The organism is Glutamicibacter ardleyensis (assembly GCF_014644555.1).
Classification (GTDB): domain Bacteria; phylum Actinomycetota; class Actinomycetes; order Actinomycetales; family Micrococcaceae; genus Glutamicibacter; species Glutamicibacter bergerei.
Window position 1 is genome coordinate 215,939 of the sequence record NZ_BMKX01000002.1, and the last position, 18,596, is coordinate 234,534.

Annotated in this window: 17 protein-coding genes and 1 tRNA gene; 16 read left to right on the plus strand and 2 right to left on the minus strand. The window is 56.8% G+C overall.

Annotated elements, in window-relative coordinates:
* Positions 1-4: 4 nt before the first annotated feature.
* From IEX04_RS05560 to ilvA, 16 genes are all read left to right on the plus strand, one after another.
* Positions 5-1,318 carry a thymidine phosphorylase gene (locus IEX04_RS05560; RefSeq protein ID WP_188684349.1) on the plus strand — a complete coding sequence of 438 codons (1,314 nt, stop codon included), beginning with the start codon at positions 5-7 and terminating at the stop codon, positions 1,316-1,318.
* A 528-nt stretch (positions 1,319-1,846) separates the two neighbouring features.
* Positions 1,847-2,521, plus strand: a complete 675-nt coding sequence (locus IEX04_RS05565) for a DedA family protein (RefSeq protein WP_096256560.1) — start codon at positions 1,847-1,849, stop codon at positions 2,519-2,521.
* A 102-nt stretch (positions 2,522-2,623) separates the two neighbouring features.
* Positions 2,624-3,802, plus strand: a complete 1,179-nt coding sequence (locus IEX04_RS05570; protein ID WP_382344643.1) for an adenosine deaminase — start codon at positions 2,624-2,626, stop codon at positions 3,800-3,802.
* 359 nt (positions 3,803-4,161) lie between these two features.
* Positions 4,162-4,704: a GNAT family N-acetyltransferase gene (locus IEX04_RS05575; protein ID WP_096256562.1), complete on the plus strand. Its 543-nt coding sequence runs from the start codon at positions 4,162-4,164 to the stop codon at positions 4,702-4,704.
* 26 nt (positions 4,705-4,730) lie between these two features.
* Complete coding sequence (locus IEX04_RS05580; RefSeq protein WP_096256563.1) at positions 4,731-5,282, plus strand: pyridoxamine 5'-phosphate oxidase family protein; 552 nt, start codon at positions 4,731-4,733, stop codon at positions 5,280-5,282.
* 13 nt (positions 5,283-5,295) lie between these two features.
* Positions 5,296-5,964, plus strand: a complete 669-nt coding sequence (locus IEX04_RS05585) for a MazG nucleotide pyrophosphohydrolase domain-containing protein (RefSeq protein ID WP_096256564.1) — start codon at positions 5,296-5,298, stop codon at positions 5,962-5,964.
* 107 nt (positions 5,965-6,071) lie between these two features.
* Positions 6,072-7,352 (plus strand): phosphopyruvate hydratase, encoded by a 1,281-nt coding sequence (eno, locus tag IEX04_RS05590; RefSeq protein ID WP_188684351.1) that lies wholly within the window; start codon positions 6,072-6,074, stop codon positions 7,350-7,352.
* Between the two features lie 100 nt (positions 7,353-7,452).
* On the plus strand, positions 7,453-8,304 hold the full coding sequence (locus IEX04_RS05595) for an FtsB family cell division protein (protein ID WP_188684353.1): 852 nt from the start codon (positions 7,453-7,455) through the stop codon (positions 8,302-8,304).
* A gap of 48 nt (positions 8,305-8,352) precedes the next feature.
* Positions 8,353-9,045 carry a DUF501 domain-containing protein gene (locus IEX04_RS05600; protein WP_170947872.1) on the plus strand — a complete coding sequence of 231 codons (693 nt, stop codon included), beginning with the start codon at positions 8,353-8,355 and terminating at the stop codon, positions 9,043-9,045.
* Positions 9,045-9,968: a Ppx/GppA phosphatase family protein gene (locus IEX04_RS05605; RefSeq protein WP_170947873.1), complete on the plus strand. Its 924-nt coding sequence runs from the start codon at positions 9,045-9,047 to the stop codon at positions 9,966-9,968. The genes IEX04_RS05600 and IEX04_RS05605 overlap by 1 nt, the downstream gene beginning before the upstream one ends.
* Before the next feature lie 56 nt (positions 9,969-10,024).
* Positions 10,025-11,560: a S8 family serine peptidase gene (locus IEX04_RS05610; protein WP_382344639.1), complete on the plus strand. Its 1,536-nt coding sequence runs from the start codon at positions 10,025-10,027 to the stop codon at positions 11,558-11,560.
* 251 nt (positions 11,561-11,811) lie between these two features.
* The gene (locus IEX04_RS05615; protein WP_096256567.1) at positions 11,812-13,194 is read left to right on the plus strand and encodes an NAD(P)/FAD-dependent oxidoreductase; all 1,383 of its coding nucleotides are present in this window, start codon (positions 11,812-11,814) and stop codon (positions 13,192-13,194) included.
* A 118-nt stretch (positions 13,195-13,312) separates the two neighbouring features.
* A tRNA-Leu gene (locus IEX04_RS05620) sits at positions 13,313-13,394 on the plus strand.
* Between the two features lie 247 nt (positions 13,395-13,641).
* Positions 13,642-14,466, plus strand: a complete 825-nt coding sequence (locus tag IEX04_RS05625) for a Bax inhibitor-1/YccA family protein (RefSeq protein WP_188684355.1) — start codon at positions 13,642-13,644, stop codon at positions 14,464-14,466.
* A gap of 116 nt (positions 14,467-14,582) precedes the next feature.
* On the plus strand, positions 14,583-15,863 hold the full coding sequence (locus IEX04_RS05630; RefSeq protein WP_188684357.1) for an AI-2E family transporter: 1,281 nt from the start codon (positions 14,583-14,585) through the stop codon (positions 15,861-15,863).
* 4 nt (positions 15,864-15,867) lie between these two features.
* The gene (gene ilvA / locus IEX04_RS05635; RefSeq protein WP_096256570.1) at positions 15,868-17,139 is read left to right on the plus strand and encodes a threonine ammonia-lyase; all 1,272 of its coding nucleotides are present in this window, start codon (positions 15,868-15,870) and stop codon (positions 17,137-17,139) included.
* A gap of 72 nt (positions 17,140-17,211) precedes the next feature.
* Here the strand turns inward: ilvA and greA are convergent, their stop codons facing one another.
* Together greA and IEX04_RS05645 are read right to left on the minus strand one after the other, a co-directional pair.
* Complete coding sequence (greA, locus tag IEX04_RS05640; protein ID WP_096256571.1) at positions 17,212-17,706, minus strand: transcription elongation factor GreA; 495 nt, start codon at positions 17,704-17,706, stop codon at positions 17,212-17,214.
* Between the two features lie 290 nt (positions 17,707-17,996).
* A complete protein-coding gene (locus IEX04_RS05645) occupies positions 17,997-18,416 on the minus strand; it encodes a DUF4307 domain-containing protein (RefSeq protein WP_188684359.1) in 420 nt (139 codons plus the stop codon).
* Positions 18,417-18,596 lie beyond the last annotated feature (180 nt).

Consider the following 18,596-nt stretch of genomic DNA (forward strand, 5'->3'; position numbering starts at 1 on the left):
GAAAGTGGCTACCGAAGCATTCAGCACCGTTGACATCATTCGTACCAAACGCGATGGCGGAATCCTCAGCGATGAGATGATCGACTGGACCATCGACGCCTACACCCGCGGGGCCATCGCCGAAGAGCAGATGTCCGCGCTGAATATGGCGATCTTTTTCCAAGGCATGAATCGCAAGGAAATCTCGCGCTGGACCCACGCGATGATCAACTCCGGTGAGCGCATGGATTTCTCCGGACTCAAGGACACCACCGGGAAGATTTTGGCCACCACCGATAAGCACTCCACCGGTGGGGTAGGGGACAAAATCACCTTGCCTCTGGCACCATTGGTCGCCAGCTTTGGGGTTGCGGTTCCGCAGCTTTCAGGCCGTGGACTGGGCCACACCGGCGGTACCTTGGACAAGCTCGAAGCGATCCCGGGCTGGCGCGCGGCGCTATCCAACGAGGAAATGTTTGCTCAGCTAGCCGGTGCCGGAGCGGTAATTTGCGCGGCGGGAACCGGGTTAGCTCCGGCCGATAAAAAACTTTACGCACTGCGTGATGTGACCGCCACGGTAGATTCTTTGCCACTGATCGCCTCGTCGATTATGAGCAAGAAGATCGCCGAAGGCACCGGCACACTGATCTTGGACGTGAAGGTCGGTTCCGGCGCGTTCATGAAGGACGAGGCCATGGCTCGCGAGCTGGCCGAAACGATGGTGTACCTAGGTACGGACGCCGGGGTGAATACCGTGGCGTTGCTGACAAATATGGACACCCCGCTGGGCTTGACCGCCGGTAACGCGATCGAGGTGGATGAATCCGTTGAGGTGCTCGCCGGTGGGGGACCCGAAGACGTGATCGAGCTGACCGTCGCTTTGGCCACCGAGATGTTGGCAGGAGCCGGGATCACCGACGTGGATGTGCGAGGTGCGCTAAATAATGGACAGGCCATGGACCGCTGGCGTCAGATGATCATCGCTCAGGGCGGCGATCCGGATGTGAAGTTGCCGGTGGCCAAAGAGTCGCACACCGTGTACGCGCAGGCTGAAGGTGCGTTGTTAAAGCTCGATGCCATGGATATTGGTCTGGCTGCGTGGAGCCTGGGTGCTGGACGTGCACGCAAGGAAGATTCGGTGCAGGCCGGAGCCGGTGTGCGCCTGCACGTGAAGCCAGGTGCCCTGGTGCGCCGTGGTCAGCCAATTGCTACCCTGCTCACCGATACCCCGGAGAAGTTCCCGCGTGCTATCGAACTGGTGGAAAAGGCGATCCTGATCGGTTCGGATACTGACCGTGCAGATACCCGACTGATCTTGGGTCGGATCGTAGCAAAATAATTTCGCTGAATTAGGTCGAATACTCTTTGACGTGATTCATTTCCGGCGACAGCAATGGAATTGGTTTCCTGCTGTCGCCGGTTTTTTACTCGCTGATTTGGGCCAACCAGCTGCGAACAGATAGCGTTGAATGCTCAGAAACTCAGGCTTTTTAGACTGGTGGGTGAGATTGGTGGCCTGCGCATCGGGGCCGGCGAGGCAATCGTGGGCTCCTTGAAACAGCTGCGACCTTCTTAAAACACACGAGGTTTGCCGCGGCAGTATTTTTATCCCAAAACTTCGGCTTGATGATCGCTAGCCAGTTCAAGTAGCTTCTTCCACGAAGCCAATCGCAATGTTCACCAGTAACTCCCAGTAAACTCGTGGGAACCAAAATGACATAGTCAATCGTTGATTTGATGAGTCCGCCGGGAGGTGTGTCTCAAAGAATTCCATAATACGACGAAGGTTGGATGCCAAGGCGCCGATCCTCGAGTGAGAATGGATTATCAGTGCTCACGCACATGCTCGGGGAAGAAGTAAGGATTAATGGAACTGATCAACGAGGCAATCACGCAGGCTGCCAGTGCGTGGTGGGTTTTGCCGCTGCTGTTCTTGTTCTGCATGATTGATGCTTTTTTCCCGATAGTGCCTTCCGAATCTTTTCTTGTGTCGCTTGCTGCCGTGGGTATTAGCACCGGTACGCCCAACTTGTTCCTCGTCGCGTTGCTCGGCATCGCCGGAGCCATCCTGGGCGATCAAATTACTTTCTTCATCGGGCGCAAGCTTGGTGCGAAAGGTTTCCGTTGGATGCGTGGTGCGAGGGCCCAGCGGGTGCTGCGGTTCTCCGCGCGAAAACTTGAAACCTCCGGCGCACTTTTGATCTTCACCGCAAGATATATCCCCATTGGTCGTGTGGCGGTGAACCTGACTGCCGGGGCTACCGGTTTCAGCCACCGCCGGTTTACGCTCTTCGACGTGATCGGCTGTGTGACTTGGGGTGCCTATTCGGTGGGTATCGGAGCTTTGGCGGGCAACTGGCTGGCACACAACAAACTGGTCGGAATTATCGCCTCAGTAGTGATTGCCGTGGTCTTGGGTTACCTTATTGATTTGTTGGTTAATCGTGTGTTGAGCAAGTACGGTAAGCGTCCGCAAAAGGCTGATACCGTGCAATCGACCGGGGTATTGGAACTTGTTCCGCCAGAGCGTGAGCAGGGTTAACCTGCTGGCTTGACGATGGTCACATACAGGCTCGCAGATCTTTACCCATTAGAACTATCTGTGCGGGCAAAATGCGACTAGGCTCGACCTGTGACTGAAGAAATGATTCATCTTGCCTATGATCCAGAGTTCGACTTCCGGGATCTGCCCAAAGTTTCGCTACATGACCACCTAGACGGTGGCTTGCGCCCGCAAACCATCATTGAGTTGTCGGCGGAGGTCGGCCATGAGCTGCCTGCCACCGAGGCTGAAGCCCTGGCTGACTGGTTCCATGAATCGGCTGATTCTGGTTCATTGCCACGCTACTTAGAGACCTTCGAACACACCCTTGCGGTCATGCAGACGCGTGACGCGTTGATCCGTGTGGCTCGCGAATTCGTAGAGGACCTCGCCGCCGATGGCGTGATCTACGGCGAAGTACGCTATGCACCAGAACAACACCTACGCGAAGGTCTGAGCCTGGACGACGTCGTTGACGCCGTGCAGGAAGGCATGGAGCAGGCCGTTGAGGCGCTAAACAATGAGGGTCACCCGATTCAGGTTGGTCAGGTAATCTCGGCGATGCGTCAGGCTGACCGCGGTCTGGAGATCGCACAGCTGGCTTTGCGTCACCGTGGGCACGGTGTTGTGGGGTTCGACATTGCCGGGCCGGAGGAAGGATTCCCTGCCTCGCGGATGAAGGAAGCCTTCGATCTGCTGGCGGAAAATCTCTTCCCGACGACGGTGCACGCTGGCGAAGGTGCCGGCCTAGACTCGATCAAGGACGCGATCTTGGTTGGCCGTGCCACCCGTTTGGGCCATGGCGTACGCGTTGCCGAAGATATCGAAATTGAATTCGGTGGCGTTGATGATGACGGGGAAACCCTGGACCAGGACACCGGACTGGTTGCCTTGGGCCCAGTGGCCAACTGGGTTCGTGAACGTGGAATCCCACTGGAAATCTGCCCATCTTCAAACCTTCAGACCGGTGCTACCGCCGCCTTCGGTGAGGGAATTGAATCCCACCCGATCGACCTGCTGGTGCAGACAGGTTTTAACGTCACGATCTCCCCGGATAACCGACTGATGAGTGGCACCAGTCTGTCAGACGAGTTCGAACTTCTGGTCGAAGCTTTCGACTATGACCTCGAAGATCTGCTGGATCTGACATTGAACGCAGCAGAGGCTGCCTTCGTACCGTTGGAAATGCGTGAACTGCTGGTTGAATACATCAACGATTACTACGCCGACCTGCTCGACGAAGACGACGATGATGACGATGAGGAATACGAAGAGATCTAATTCTCGACGCATACTTTTGACCACAAGGGTCACCTAGACGGTGGCCCTTGTGGTGTTTAAAAACCTGCATTAGGCGTGGAAATATTACATTTCCGAACCCCGTTGCGGATTTATCGCGATCAGCGGTTAACTTCGAATACCAACGCCGACAAAGAATTTAGGAGTAATGACCGGTGATGGCCTCAGCGAGCATCACCATGACGCAGAGACTAAGCTGATTCGCACGTTACCTGTCATAAATTCTCGCTCGTGGCTTTGCTGCCCTGTGGGCAAGCGTAAGAAAACGGAAACGACCCTTGGCAGACTATTCTTCTGCATCTTTTAGCCACGGTTCCAGCTTCAGCAGATAGGGTCGACTCATGCCCATCACTTTTGTCGCCCTGAATGAAACCGATACCGACGAAGTCGTCGACTTCTTGGTATCCAATTCATTTCCTTTTCATGTTCAGCCCGCTCCACAAGAGCAGGAGGCCAGAGCAAAAGTTTCTGCGGGACGTTTCTGGAACGACGATACCCAAGGCTACTGGATCAATGATGATGCGCGCCGGGTTGGAATGGTTGCTCTGGAAGACCTGCAAGATGAGGACTCTCCAGTGTTTGATCTGCGGTTGGCCGAAGACCAGCGAGGCAATGGACTTGGGTTAAAAGTCCTTCGCGCGCTGTGTGACCTAGTTTTTGAGACCATGCCTCAGGTGTTGCGTTTCGAAGGTCAGACGCGTGAGGACAACATCGCGATGAGAAAGACGTTCGTGCGTGCGGGGTTTGTGAAAGAAGCACATTATCGTATGGGGTGGCCGACCAGCGATGGGCGATACCTCGCCTCGGTGGCTTACACCATCTTGCGCCAAGACTGGGCAAATAACACCGTCACCACTTTTGACTGGGATGACCTCGCGCCTTAGATTTCTGCGTCAACTATGCTCGTAGCGTGGGTAAAATATACGAGGAAATCGACGAGAACCTGAAGGCCTGGATCGGGCAACACCCAATGTGGTTTGTGGCCACAGCGCCACTTTCCGCCCAAGGGCATGTGAACATGTCGCCGCGGGGTTTGGATTCTTTTTCGATTTTGGGACCCAACCGGGTCGCCTGGGTGGATTTCACCGGGAGTGGCGTAGAAACGATTGCGCACCTGCGCGAAAACGGTCGGATCTGCCTGATGTTTAACTCCTTCGAGCAACGACCACGCATTGTTCGGCTACATGGTCGTGGAACGGTGCATGTCCCGGGTGATCAAATTTTCGACGAGGTCGTTGCCTTGCACCCCAAAAATTTGGGTACACGCGCGGTCATCGAGGTTGAAGTGACTCGGATCAGTGACTCTTGCGGATGGGGCGTTCCGCAAATGGAGCTGACCGGTGAACGCGACACCATGGACCTTTGGGCACAGAAAAAGGGCGAAGCTGGGCTGAACGAATATCGTGGTCAGAAGAATTCGTTGAGCATCGATGGCCTGCCGGGGCTGGACTCACCGATGTGATTAGCTTGTCTTTATGCGAAGTGAGAGCGAACTAGACCGGCTCATCGGGATTATTGAGACCTTGCGAGAGCGTTGTGCCTGGACCGGCGCACTGACTCATGAGTCGCTGCGTACCTATCTAGTTGAGGAATCCTATGAGGTGCTCGACGCTATTGGGGCGAAGGATCCGCAGCTGTTGTGCGAAGAACTTGGCGACTTGCTCTTCCAGATTTTATTGCATGCACAAATCGCGAGCGAGCAGGAACACTTCGGTCTACAGGACGTGGCTAAAGCGCTGGCCGATAAACTTCTGCGGCGCAACCGCCACGTCTTTGATGCTCAGGGAAACCTTGAGCCGGCGATCACGGACGACGTTGCGGAGATTATTCGCATTTGGGATGCGGCCAAACAAGCCGAGCGTGACGGGGCACCAAAACGAAATAATGCAGGCCTTCCCGCTGGTCTTCCAGCACTGACCTTGTCACAAAAGCTATTGGATCGACACCATCGCTCAGGTGCCTCAAATCTTCCCGAAGCGACGGAGCAAATGCGCGCCCGGGTGCATGATGAGCAGGGTCTTGGTGCAGAATTACTGGCCCTGTCTGCCCGGGCCGAAGAGCTGGGATTAGACGCCGAATCGGTGCTGCGTGATGCGTTGACGAAAAAATATGCAGGGATGAAGAACGAAACAACGTCGCCCTAACAAGGTGTGACGCGCTAGGCTAGGAACAGGCAATGGTGCCAACGGTCGATCGGACCGCTGGATCGACCAGCCCTTAGACAACCCCTTTATACAAGGAGTCCTTACTCATGGCATTGATTGACGCCATTCACGCGCGCGAAATTCTCGATTCCCGCGGAAATCCGACCGTTGAGGTCGAGGTCCTACTCACCGATGGTGCCCACGGCCGTGCCGCGGTTCCATCCGGTGCATCCACCGGCCAGTTCGAAGCCGCGGAACGTCGCGACGGGGACAAGAAGCGTTACCTAGGCAAGGGCGTGTTAGGCGCTGTTGCATCGGTCATCGAAGAGATCGCCGACGAGTTGGAGGGCCTTGACGCCACCGACCAGCGCTCCATCGACCAGGCAATGATCGAGTTGGACGGTACCGAGAATAAGTCAAAGCTCGGCGCCAACGCCATCTTGGGTGTTTCCCTGGCCGTGGCTAACGCCGCAGCCGCCAGCGCCAACCTGCCACTGTTCAAGTACCTGGGTGGCCCGAACGCACACGTACTGCCGGTGCCACTGATGAACATCCTCAACGGTGGCTCCCATGCCGACTCCGATGTGGACATCCAGGAATTCATGATCGCCCCACTGGGGGCGGAAACGTTCTCCGAGGGTCTGCGCTGGGGCGTCGAGGTTTACCACAACCTCAAGGCCGTACTGCAGGAAAAGAACCTGTCCACCGGTCTGGGTGACGAGGGCGGCTTCGCGCCGAACCTGCCAAGCAACCGTGCGGCACTGGAACTGATCACCGAAGCCATTAAGCGCGCCGGTTACACCCCGGGCAAGGACATCGCCTTGGCGTTGGACGTTGCTTCCTCGGAGTTCTACGAGAACGGTGCTTACCAGTTCGAGGGCGAAGCTCGCAGCGCTCAGCAGATGAGCGACTACTATGCACAGCTTGTTGCAGACTTCCCACTGGTCTCCATCGAAGATCCACTCGATGAGAACGACTGGGAGGGTTGGAAGACCCTTACCGAAAACATCGGTGACAAGGTTCAGCTGGTCGGTGATGACTTGTTCGTTACCAACCCAGTGCGTTTGGCACAGGGCATTAAGTCCGACACCGCTAACTCGTTGCTGGTGAAGGTTAACCAGATTGGCACCCTGACCGAAACCCTGGACGCCATCTCGATGGCTCAGCGCGCCGGTTACACCACGATCACCTCGCACCGTTCGGGCGAGACCGAGGATGTCACCATCGCAGAGATCTGCGTGGCAACCAACGCAGGTCAGATCAAGACCGGTGCTCCAGCCCGAAGCGAGCGCGTAGCAAAGTACAACCAGCTGCTACGCATCGAAGAGGACCTGGGCGAGGCAGCAGTTTACGCTGGAACCAGCGCGTTCCCGCGTTTCAACAGCTAATATTCAGGTAAAACGCATAAGCTCGTCGGTAGTGGATACCGACGAGCTTTTCGTTATTTAATGAAGACAACGTTGGAAGTACAAGTTTGAATGGGGGAGTATGGCGCAGCGACCACCGCGCATGCCGCGACGAAATACCCCTACAGGTGATCAGCCACCTGAGGTGGCCGCGACGCACACGGATCCACAGGGCCACACTTCGGCCGAGCATACGCCTCATGCCCCACGCGGAGCACACGAAGCCGATCCAAGCACCGATGCGTTGCACATTGTGCCCACAGCGTCGCCGAGCACCCCTAGCGCACGCCGGGTTCGGCAGTTGCCTTCCGAAGAGCGCAAAACACCTAGAACATCTTCTTTTGGCGCGCCCAAAGCCAATTCGCGCAGCACTACGGCCAAGAGCCAAGGCGCTCAGGAAAATAAGTCGAAAACACCTTTGCGGGAGCGTGCTAAAAAGAAGCAAAACGAACGCCGCCGTGATGACCGGATGAAGTTCTCCGCAGCGGTACGCCGCAAGCCGGGTGAGAAGGCGCAGACCCCACATGAGACTCCGGCCGGAGCTCCGGTAGCGGCCCACCGTTTTTCCGGACGCGTTGCTGCGCTGCTAGTGGTACTCGCGTTTTTTGCTGTGATGCTGGTACCTACGGTGAATTTTTACCGGACACAAATGACCGAGATTAGTGAACTGCGAGCCTCAATCAGTGAAAAAGAGGCGCAGCGTGATGAGCTGAATGCAGAGATCGCACGGTGGGATGATCCGTTGTACATCAAGCAGCAGGCTCGTGAGCGGATAAACTTGGTCATGCCGGGTGAAAAGCTTTACAAGGTTGTCGGTGAACTTCCTACCGAGGAAGCTACCGCAACGCCTAACGGCAGCACCTATGAGGTGCGCGCAGATCTTCCTTGGGTTGATGCGCTGCTTGATTCGGTACACCGCTCAGCGACCGACTAATAAGCAAACATACCCAAGCCGAACCACACGACGCGAAAAGACAAAAACTTGACTGATAAGCCCATCCGCGAAGCCCTCGACGCCGCCGGACGAGTTCCGAGCGAACAGGACCTAGACACGCTCAGCCGCCAACTCAACCGTCCGGTACGTGACGTGGTGGAAATTGGTGCACGCTGCGTTTGTGGCAACCCCTTGGTAGCGACCACGGCACCACGGCTTTCCAGTGGCATCCCGTTCCCCACCACCTACTACCTGACGCACCCGGTGATTACCGCCGCGGTGTCTCGGCTGGAAGCAGCGGGACTGATGGGCACAATGAACGAACGCCTAGGTGATGACACACAGCTGGCTGCCGACTACGAGTTGGCCCATGAGGCTTACCTAGCAAACCGTGATGCTATCGGCGCACGCTCGGGCACCGGTGAGGTCCCGGAGATCGCCGGCGTCTCTGCTGGTGGCATGCCAACCCGAGTTAAATGTTTGCACGTACTGGTCGGTCACGCTTTGGCCTCTGGCGAAGGTGTTAACCCACTCGGAGATGAGGCAATCGCTCAGATCGCCGAGTGGTGGACTAAAGACAAATGCTTCTGTGAAGGTGCGTGGGAGACTACCGGCCAGGCGCCGAGCCAGGATCGTTCACGTCATGTGAAGACTCAGGAAAAGGTTGACCCTTCCGTCAAACGGGCCGAACGTGCACGTAAGCGTGCAGAGCGTGAAGCCAACGAAGCGGATCAAGCCTAATGCGTGTCGCTGGAATTGATTGCGGTACCAACTCCATCCGTCTGCTGATCGCCGACTCTGTCGAAACCGACAGCGGTATGCAGCTGAGCGACGTGCTTCGCACCATGCGCATAGTACGTCTGGGCCAAGACGTTGATGCGACCGGCGGCTTTGCCCCCGAGGCTTTGGAACGTACCTTTGCAGCGGTTCGCGAATACAAGGCACTGTGTGATGAGCATGAAGTCCAGCAGATTCGTTTTGCTGCGACGAGCGCCGCCCGTGACGCGTCAAACCGTGATGTTTTCCTCTCCACCATCACCGACCTGCTAGGTGTCACCCCGGAGGTGATCACCGGAGATGAGGAAGCAAACCTGTCATTCGCCGGTGCCGCCTCGGTCCGCGAAGCCAAAGATGGCAAGATACTGGTCATCGACTTAGGCGGAGGATCGACCGAGTTTGTGCTCGGTGACGGATCTGGAATGTTGGCGGCTACCTCCCTGGATATGGGTTGCGTGCGGGTTACCGAACGCTTTGCCCAGCTCAGCGACGCGGTCGAGTTTATCGATCAGACGCTGTCCACCCTGGAAAATCGTGTTGATGTGTCAGAAGTTGACGCGGTGATTGTGGTGGCGGGGACGTTTACCACGCTGACCGCGCAGGCCCTGGGACTCAGCGCTTATGACTCGGCTGCCATTCACGGAGCCGAACTGAGCTTTAGTGACATGCGTCGTGCCACCAAGCAAATGCTCTCCTATAACCGAGAACAGCGCGAAGCCTTAGGGTTCATGCATCCTGGACGCGTTGATGTGATTCAGGCGGGAGCGCTAATCGTGGAACGCATCTTGGATTACCTTGAACGAGCTAGCGCGCAACGTCCAATGACGTTGATTGCTTCAGAACACGATATTCTCGATGGAATTGCGGCTTCGGCCGCGAGAAACTAGTCAACTGCAACACTTTGCCCTACCGGCTAGGTGTGCCGGAGCCCCCTTGCGAGGAGATGATTGTGGGTTACATGAGAACCGGTAAACCCGTTGTGGCGCGGACTTGGATAGCCGCCGTACTCGCGGCGTTGCTGATCAGCGCAACCTTTGTTGGTGCCGTTCCGGCTCATGCAGACGACATTCGCAGTAGCGAGTACTGGCTCAAAGCACGCGGAATTAGCGAAGCGCACAAGGTCACCAAGGGCAAAGGCGTTAAAGTCGCCATCATTGACACTGGTATTGATACCAGTCACCCCGATCTGAAGGGGGCGGTCACCGGTGGCGCTGATATGTCCGGTTCCGGCGGACCACAAGGTGACAAACCGATCGGCGTGATGAGCGAACACGGCACGCTCGTGGCTACGCTGCTGGGCGGCCGCGGAAATAACAAGCAAGAAATTGAACGGGTTAAATCCGAGAACGAACGTTTAAAGACCGCTTGGGAAAAGGCGAAGAAACACGCCGAAGATGAAAATAAAGACAAAGAGGACGACGAAGAAAAGGTAGAGGTCCCCAAGGAACCCGAATACGAGAAGATCCCTGCTCTGCGCGCAGGTAACGATGGGGTACTTGGCGTGGCTCCGGAGGCGGAACTACTTTCGGTCTCGTTGTGGATGGGCGGGGACAACCCTGCGGGCATTCCGGTGGAAGAACAGATTCCTAAGGCAGTGCGTTGGGCGGTTGATTCCGGCGCTAAGGTGATCAATATGTCTCTGGGATCAACCTCTCCGGCATGGCCCGAGAGCTGGGACGACGCGTTCAAATACGCCGAAGATAAGGACGTGGTGATCGTGGCCGCCGCCGGTAACCGTTCCGGTGGAATGAGCCAGGTTGGCGCCCCGGCGACAATCCCAGGCGTGTTGACCGTCGCTGGTGTCGACGAGTCGGGCAAGGCATCGAAAGATTCCTCCACGGAGGGCATCTCCATCGGTGTCGCCGCTCCGGCTGAACAACTTGTCGGTGGTTTGCCAGGCGGTGGTTATGCCCGCTGGTCCGGAACATCCGGTGCAGCTCCGTTAGTCGCCGGAGTGGCTGCCTTGATCCGTGCGGAGCATCCACAGATGAAAGCCCCGCAGGTGATCAATCGAATCTTGCAGACCGCTAAGGACACCGGGGCACCGGGCGTGGATAACCTGTATGGCTACGGAATTATTGATGCCCATGCAGCCGTGACCGCGAATGTGCCGGTGGCTAAAGAAAACCCGTTGAATACCATTACTGAATGGATTCGAATTCACCGTCGCAATGTCGATAGCACCACCGAGGCCCCAGATCCGGGCGTGTCCATGGAGAAGTCCACACTCAACCCGGTGGCCGCACCAAAACCTATCCTTCCTGATGACTCGACTCCGGTCTTGCAGCCGGTAATCGTTGTTGGCGGCAGTGTGTTGCTACTGCTCGCGCTTCTGCTCGGCGGAACTCAAATAGGGGTCAGTGCGCGCCGGCAGAAGAAGATTCGTGAGGTTGAACTTGCCGCGTTGAGTAAACTCCCGGTGGATGAACCAAACGATGGGCGTGATTTCTTCGACGAGATTCCCGAAGATGAAAAATAGTTGACGCAACGTTGTGGCGGCAGATAAACGTAGAAATATTCCTCGTTTGTCTGTCGCCACGATGCGTTAACCGCCGTGAAAACGGTGGTGCAGGGGGAGCCGAAATCAGCAGAAAACCTCGTGTGCGTGATGAACTAAAAGTAGGTTGGGCCGGACTGCGTGCAGACCGTGTGCGTGGCTGGAGACGAAGCCAACACAGAAAGTTAGTGAATGTTTTCACTAACTCCGAAAACCCGCGTAGAATAAGGAATATGTCGATCATCGAAAGCTCCCAGAAGCGTCCGCGCATTCTTGTCGTTGGCGGTGGCTATGTTGGCCTTTACGTCGCGATGAAATTGCAGAAGAAGGTCAAGGATCACGGTGGCATTGTCACCGTCGTAGACCCGAACCCATACATGACTTACCAGCCATTCCTGCCAGAAGTTGCAGGTGGCCAGATTGAACCGCGTCACGTTGTGGTTTCCCACCGTGCGCACTTGAAGCACTCCGAACTGGTTAACGGTCGGGTGCTGAGTATTGACCACGCAGCAAAGAAGGCAGTCGTCGCTCCCGTGAGTGGCGAAGAATTCGAGCTGGAGTACACCGATATTGTGATGTCTGCAGGTGCGATCACTCGTACCTTCCCGATTCCGGGACTAGGCGACGCGGGTATCGGCCTGAAGACCATCGAAGAGGCCGTAGCGCTGCGCAACCAGGTTGCCGAGCGTATCGAATCCGCATCGAACATGACTGATCCGGTAGCGCGCAAGCGTGCCCTGACCTTCGTAGTGGTCGGTGGCGGCTTCGCCGGCATCGAGACCATCGCCGAGCTGGAAGACATGGCTCGTCACCTGATCAAGCTCAACGATCGCATCGATGAGAAGGAAGCACGCTTCGTTCTTGTTGAGGCCATGGGCCGCATCATGCCAGAAGTTACCGAAGAGCAGGCACTGTGGGTTGTTGACCACTTGCGTAGCCGCGGTATCGAGGTTCTGCTGAACACCTCGCTGGCAGACGCCACCGACGGTGTCCTGCAGCTGATCAACATGGCTGACAAGTCCCCAGCAGGAACCTTCGGATCAGACACCTTGATCTGGTGCGCCGGTGTGATGGCGAACCCAATGGTCCGTTCCACCGACTTCCCGATCGAGCAGCGCGGCCGCATCGAGACCCGCACCGACCTGCGTATCAAGGACGAGAACGGCAACCCGCTGGAAGGCGCATGGGCTGCCGGCGACATCTCGGCCGTCAAGGACGTCACCGGCGGCCTGCCGGACGGTACCTGCGTGCCAAACGCACAGCACGCGGTACGCCAGGCGAAGTTGCTGGCGAAGAACCTCTACGCTTTGCGTTACGGTGTGGGCACCGTCAAGGAATACAAGCACAAGAACCTCGGCGCAGTTGCAGGCTTTGGCCGCAACAAGGGCGTGGCAAAGGTTCTTGGCCTGAAGCTCAAGGGCTGGCCAGCATGGATGGCTCACCGCGGTTACCACGGTATGGCCATGCCAACCTTCGAACGCAAATTCCGCGTCGTAGGCGACTGGATGGTTGCGTGGTTCTTCTCGCGCGATGCACTGCAGCTGAACAACCTTGAGACCCCGCGTGCGGCTTTCGAAGAATCGGCTAAGCCAAAAAAGGCTCCAGCCGCTAAATAAGTTTCGCTGATCGACGATCGCTGGCCGCAGGAGCCGGAAGGAATTCTGGCTCCTGTGGCATCAAGCGGTGCGGTAATTTCAGAAATTGCGAAGTTATCGCGTAAGATTTTAGAGTCTTGCCCTCATGGTGGAATTGGCATACACGGCTGACTTAAAATCAGCTGCCGAAAGGCTTGTGGGTTCGAGTCCCACTGGGGGCACTTGTGAAAAAGGCCTCTGCATCCCTTTGTTTATAAGGATGCAGAGGTCTTTTGCTTTGCCCGGAATAGACTCATGATCAAGTGCTGCGGGCAGGATTTCTTCCGAGCGTGACTCACTGGCACGCTCTAGGCATAATTCGCTTGAAATATATCGATATCATCCCTATGGCTGAGCCGATTCACAGCAAACCCAAATAAGATCATCTATACACAGCAGAACATCATTCTGCACTTAAACTTACGACTTATGGGGGAATTTAGGTTGAGCGGTAACCCGATCTTCGGTTCCAAGAACCAGTCTGCAAGCTGGGGCACCGGCTCCAATGCAGGCAGCCCGGTCGGATTCCACGAATCCGGCAACCTCAGCGCCGAACAGTTGCAGGGAATGTACCAGCAGCCGTCGGCCAACAGCCAAGACACCGGTCGCATGACCATTGGCGACACCATCAACAAGACCATCCTGTGCTTGGCGCTGGTTGTTGTAGGTGCCGCCGTAGGTTGGACCGTACCAGCACTGATGCTGCCAGGTGCATTGATTGGCTTCGTACTCGGTCTGGTGAACGTCTTCAAGAAAAAGCCGTCACCGGCTTTGATTCTTCTTTACGCGGCAGCCGAAGGCCTGTTCCTGGGTGGACTGTCCGGGTTCCTTGAGCGGATGTACGAGGGCATCGCTATCCAAGCAATCGTCGCGACCTTCTGTGTCGCCGGCGTGACTCTGGCCCTGTACCGCTCGGGTAAGTACCGGATGACGCCGAAACTTAACAAGATGTTCATGATCGCGATGATCGGCATGGTTGTCTTCTCGCTGGCCAACATGGTCATGATGATGACCGGCACCGTCGACGGCATGTTCGGCATGCGCAGCGGTGTCTTGGGTCTGGTCATTGGAGCTGTGGCTGTACTGCTGGCAACCTATGCGTTGGTCTCGGACTTCACCATGATTGAGCAGCTTTCCCGTGAGGGAGCCCCTGCCATCATGGCTTGGCGCGGTGCTTTCGGCCTGACCATGACCTTGGTCTGGCTCTACTTGGAGATTCTGCGCATTCTGGCTATTCTGCGTGGCGACGAATAAGCATATTGAAATAAATTTCTAGAACCAGTGCCCAATAAGGGCACTGGTTCTATTTTTTATGTCACAATTCCGACATGGATCCCGGTTGGGTGTCGAAGTCACGGTAACTTAGAGGGATGAAGAGTAATCGGCTGTCTCGACTGCGTCGGTTCCGCGTGGTGTTGCCGGCCAAAACGGCTGGGCATCCGGCCCCTGTATCGGCGAACCTGGATTTCCGCGAGGCCGAAGATACACCCTACGGGATGCGTTTAGCGGCCTGGTGGTCTTGGCGTTTCCTCGTGGTGGTTGCCGCCGTTGGCGTGCTCGTATGGTTGCTTTCAAAGCTGTCCTTGCTGCTCATCCCGGTAATGATTGCGGCGCTAATCACTGGCCTGCTTTCACCTGTCGTCCACGTGCTGAACCGCAAACTGGCGCTACCGCGTGTACTTTCCGTAGCGATCACCGTCATTGCTTTCCTGGCGCTGGTGATCAGCGGACTGTCGATGGCAGGACAACGGCTTACCGCCGGATTTGCTGCGCTGTGGAATCAAGCCATTGTCGGCGTGGAACAGATTCAAACGTGGCTCTTCACCGGACCTCTGCAACTAACCAACGCTGACCTGCAAAACGTCTTCGACGATGCACTGCGAGAACTGCGTTCCAACGCGACAAATATCCTCAGCGAAGCCATTAGCTGGGGCTCGGCCTTAGGCCAGATCCTCACCGGCGTATTGCTGGCGCTGTTTACCTTGATCTTCCTGCTTCTCGACGGCCGGAAGATTGGACTTTTCCTGATCAACCTCCTGCCACGCCGTGCGCGGCCTGCCATGGACGGCGCGATGACCCGCGGTTGGTCCGCATTGGTCAGTTATGTCCGAGTGCAGCTCTTGGTGGCATTCATTGACGCGGTCGGCATTGGCTTTGGTGCCTTCTTCCTGGGCGTACCTTTGGCCATGCCGTTGGGAATCATCGTTTTTATCGGCTCCTTCATTCCAATTATCGGTGCACTGGTAACCGGCGCCCTAGCTGTCCTGCTGGCGCTGGTAGCCAACGGCTGGGTCAATGCCCTGATCATGCTCGGCGTAGTTTTGCTGGTGCAGCAGGCTGAATCAAATATCCTGCAACCGCTGATTATGGGTAAAGCGGTGAGCCTGCACCCGCTGGCGGTTGTCCTGGCTGTCGCCGGAGGCACCATGGTTGCTGGCATTCCCGGCGCCCTTTTCGCGGTACCCATTATGGCCGTATTAAATGCGGTGGTGAAATATCTGGCTCGACGCGGATGGGACGATGACCCGTTCGTCCGCGATCAATATGGGGTAGGCGAAGACCCTCACGCCCCTCCGGAGCCATCCACCGAAAAATCCCCCGAACTTTTGCCGGCGCGTGAGCGCCCAGAGCACATCGCAACTGAGGACTAGATAGATGAGTAGCAAGCCGGAACTACCTGTGACATTGGCCGATATTGAACAAGCCGCGAAGGTGCTCCAGCCAGTGATCGCCCGCACCCCCATTGAGCACTCCCGAGTCCTCTCTCTGCACGCGGGAGCGGAAGTATTCTTGAAGTGCGAGAACCTGCAGCGTGCAGGCTCCTTCAAGATCCGCGGCGCATACGTACGCATGGCCAAACTAACCGACGAAGAGCGCGCCCGTGGCGTGGTTGCTGCCTCGGCGGGCAACCACGCCCAAGGTGTGGCTCAAGCGGCATCGCATCTGGGGATCAAGGCACGCATTTACATGCCCCGAGGGGTGGCATTGCCAAAATTGGCGGCCACCGAAGACCACGGAGCGCAGGTGGTACTGCACGGTGACACCGTCGATGAGGCCTTGGCCGAGGCGCAGAAATTCGCTGATGAAACCGGTGCCGTGTTTGTGCATCCCTTTGACCACCCGGACATCATTGCCGGACAGGGCACCATTGGCCTGGAGATCCTGGAGCAGCTTCCCCAGGTGGAGACCGTGCTGATGGGTGTCGGCGGCGGCGGTTTACTTGCCGGTGTTGCCATTGCGATCAAGGAAAAGGCCCGCCAGCTTGGCCGCGAAATCAAGGTTGTGGGTGTGCAGGCCGAAAACGCCGCAGCCTACCCGCCGTCGTTGGCCGCCGATGCGCTGGTCCCGTTGGATACCGTGCACACCATTGCCGACGGCATTGCCGTCGGCAAGCCAGGCCAGCTGCCCTTCGCGATCATCAAGGAACTCGTTGACGAGGTTGTTACGGTCTCCGAGGACGCGCTTGCACAAGCACTGGTAGTACTGCTGGAGCGCAACAAGCTCGTCGTGGAGCCAGCTGGAGCCGTGGGAGTTGCCGCGCTCTTGGAAGACCGCTTGCAGGAGCATGGAATCAACCCGGCCACGACCGTGGTGATCCTCTCCGGCGGCAATATTGATCCACTGCTGATGCTCAAGGTAATCCAGCGTGGTTTGAACGCCGCGGGACGATTCCTCACCGTGCGCATCATGCTGCCAGATCGCCCCGGCGCACTGGCCACCATCTCCCGGGTGATTGCCGAATCCGATGCCAATGTGACGCGTTTGGACCACACGCGGATCGGCGGCTCGCTGTCCATGGGGGACGTGGCCATCACCATCGACTTGGAAACCAAGGGGCATAAGCACTCCGAGCAGGTACTGGATAACTTGCGGGCAGAGGGCTTTGATCCGCACATCACCAATAGTGCCGGTGGTTCGGTCGCCTAGCAGAACAAAATTAGCCTAAAAAAGTGGCTCGACACCCCGGGGTGTCGAGCCACTCATTTAATAGGAGGAGGATTAGCCCTCGAAAGGTGTCGCAGAAACAATCTCCACGGCGATCTCGCGTCCGTTAGGCGCGGTGTAAGTCAGCTTGTCGCCAACCTTCTTGCCATGAACAGCCTGGCCGATAGGGGACTGCTCGGAGTAGACCTCGAGGTCGCTGTCGCCAGCAACCTCGCGGGAACCAAACAAGAAGGTGGTCTCATCGCCGGCGATGGTGGCAACTACCAGCATGCCTGGCTCGACGACTCCGTCATCTGCAGGCGCGTCGCCAACATGGGCGCGGCGTAGTAGATCCTTCAGGTACAAGATACGGGCCTCGGCCTTGCCTTGCTCTTCACGAGCAGCGTGGTAGCCACCGTTCTCCTTGAGGTCGCCCTCCGAACGTGCCTGCTCGATGCGGGCGACGATTTCGGTGCGACCTGGACCGGAGAGGAAGGTCAGTTCAGTCTGAAGGCGGTCGAAGGCCTCCTGAGTCAGCCACACGACAGGTTCGTTGCTGTTGGTGCTCACGTTGTACTTCCTTTGGTCAGTCAGGGATTTCTTATGTGTACCGTCCATGTTGGGCGGTAAAGCCAAACGCCACCCTGCGGTGGCGTTGAAGAAATCAGATTCGGTACGAATTAGTGATCTGTCGAAATTCGGCGGATGCAAGCAAAGACCCCGCTAGGCTCCTGTTCCAGTTGATCTTCAACTGGGCGCACAAACCGATGCGGGGTGAAACGTACTTTCCCACGATAATAGTCGCGATTGGGAAATAATCCCAATGCGTTCAGCTCTGAGGTTGAAGATTGCCTGCTTTATTACTTGGTGAACTCGTTCGGCACCTTGTAGCAAGACTCAACGCCGGCGGTTACCGCAAGATTATCGGTGTGCATCGGCACCGTCAGACGTTTGGTGGTCAGTACCCCGGGGTCGGTCGCTTCAAGCAGGACGGTATTAAAACCAACGGTGGCCTTTGACTCATTCATCGCGCGAACATCACATTGCAGACGATGCTTGGAGTTATATTCGACCTCGATGACCGCTGTGGCTTGGGAGGGGGACTGCACCGAAAAATTGATGTCTTGGGCGCTGATGGCACTAAAATTACTAAAGCCAACCCAGGCTGCTCCGACGACTCCGACGGTCAGCGCGCCACCGATGAGCAAGTTACGTGTGCGCTTAGTCAGCGGGCGCTTGTTGGGGTTGTTGTATCGAGCCGTTAAGCTTGGATCAGACATTGCTTACCCTGTACCACTCTCTGCCGCCGACTATGAGGTGTCTCTAGTCTACCGGTCGGGCCTTCAGGGAATAACGTAGGGCTACGTGAGAGTTGTCATTGATGGCATGCCATGCAGGCATGCCGGCCTGTTCACAGTGCAGAAGGAAGAGTTTACGTGGAGATTCACGACGTGAAGAAG